General features: G+C 55.3%; 1 pseudogene. It reads right to left on the reverse strand.

The features are described from left to right. Window positions 1-1190: pseudogene (locus EN750_RS34845) on the reverse strand (exopolysaccharide biosynthesis protein); the annotation flags it as partial. Window positions 1191-1278 lie beyond the last annotated feature (88 nt).

Consider the following 1278-nt stretch of genomic DNA (forward strand, 5'->3'; position numbering starts at 1 on the left):
GAATAGGGGGCTGTGGGCAGCGAAGCGAAATCGACTATAGCAGCGCTTTGCGTCTTGAGCTCCGAGCTGACGCCGACTTCATTCAGCTTGGCGATAAGGCTGTCATACTGCGACCGGTTGGAGTCGACCTCGCGCTTCAGGATCGTGTATTTGATATTCTTGTCGTTGAAGACGACCTGCTGCCTCTCCATCTCCGCGAGCTTGGACTTGAGGTCGGCTTCCTTGTTCTGTGCTTCCTGATATTTCAGCCGCAACGAATCGGTTATCGCCAGCACGCCGTTGTTGTAGATTCGCTGGAGTTCCTTGATCTGCGATTGCAATTGCTGCATTTCCGGAAAACCGGGCTTCAGGATGCCCAATTTCTGCTGATACTGGCTGGTCAGATCCGCCAGCTTTTCGCTAAGCTTCTGCAGACCTTCGCTTTCCAGAACCGGACCGAGGCTCGACCCGCGGCCTTTTTCTATCTGATCGACCACCCGCCCCGCATCAAGACGCTCCTGGATTGCAGTGGCCAGGGCGGTGTTCAGGGCTTCGATGTTGGAGCCGATCAGCGATTTGTCATCGCCGGTAACCGTGATGCCGGCATCTTTTGCATAGGTGACCAGTTCCTCTTCGGAGGTCTGCAGCTTTTGCTTCACCTGCAAAACCTGTTCCTGGATGAACTGCCGTGCCAGATCAGAGGTCTCGCTGGTCTGATCGAGACGTTGATCGATAAAGCTCTGCGCGACCTGATTGGCAACGTCGCTTGCATATTTCGGCTTTTGATCGACGAAGGTGATCGATAGCAGGCTCGTATTGGTGACCAGATTGACCGTCAGATCTTCCTGGATGCGCTTGATCGCAATTGCCTCGCGCTCTTCAGGCGTTTTCTCCTCAATGGAGGGTGACTTGGACATCCCGAACGCACGGTAGACAATATTGCTCGGGGAAAAGCTCGGCGTCGGAAACAGAAAATCCGGTTTTTCGCTAAGCCCAAGCTGGAACACCACGCGCTGAGCCAATGCCCGGCTCTTCAGCTTCTCCCGAGCGGTCAGGAAGGCCCGGACGTCGCTGTTTTCGGAAACGACCTCAATGTCCTGAAACACTTTCGCCGAAGGCACCAGAACTTCGAGCTGCGTCGTCGCCAGATATTTTGGTGTCTGCATCATCGTCACGATGACGCCGGCAACGAGCCCGGCCGCCGCCATCATGACGATCAGCCAGCGATACTGGACGATGTATAAAAGCAGCTTGAGCGGGTTGAACCCCTCATCCTGGCCCGCATAGTCGCGACCATAG

The sequence above is a fragment of the Mesorhizobium sp. M7A.F.Ca.ET.027.03.2.1 genome, from assembly GCF_003999175.1.
Classification (GTDB): Bacteria; Pseudomonadota; Alphaproteobacteria; order Rhizobiales; family Rhizobiaceae; genus Mesorhizobium.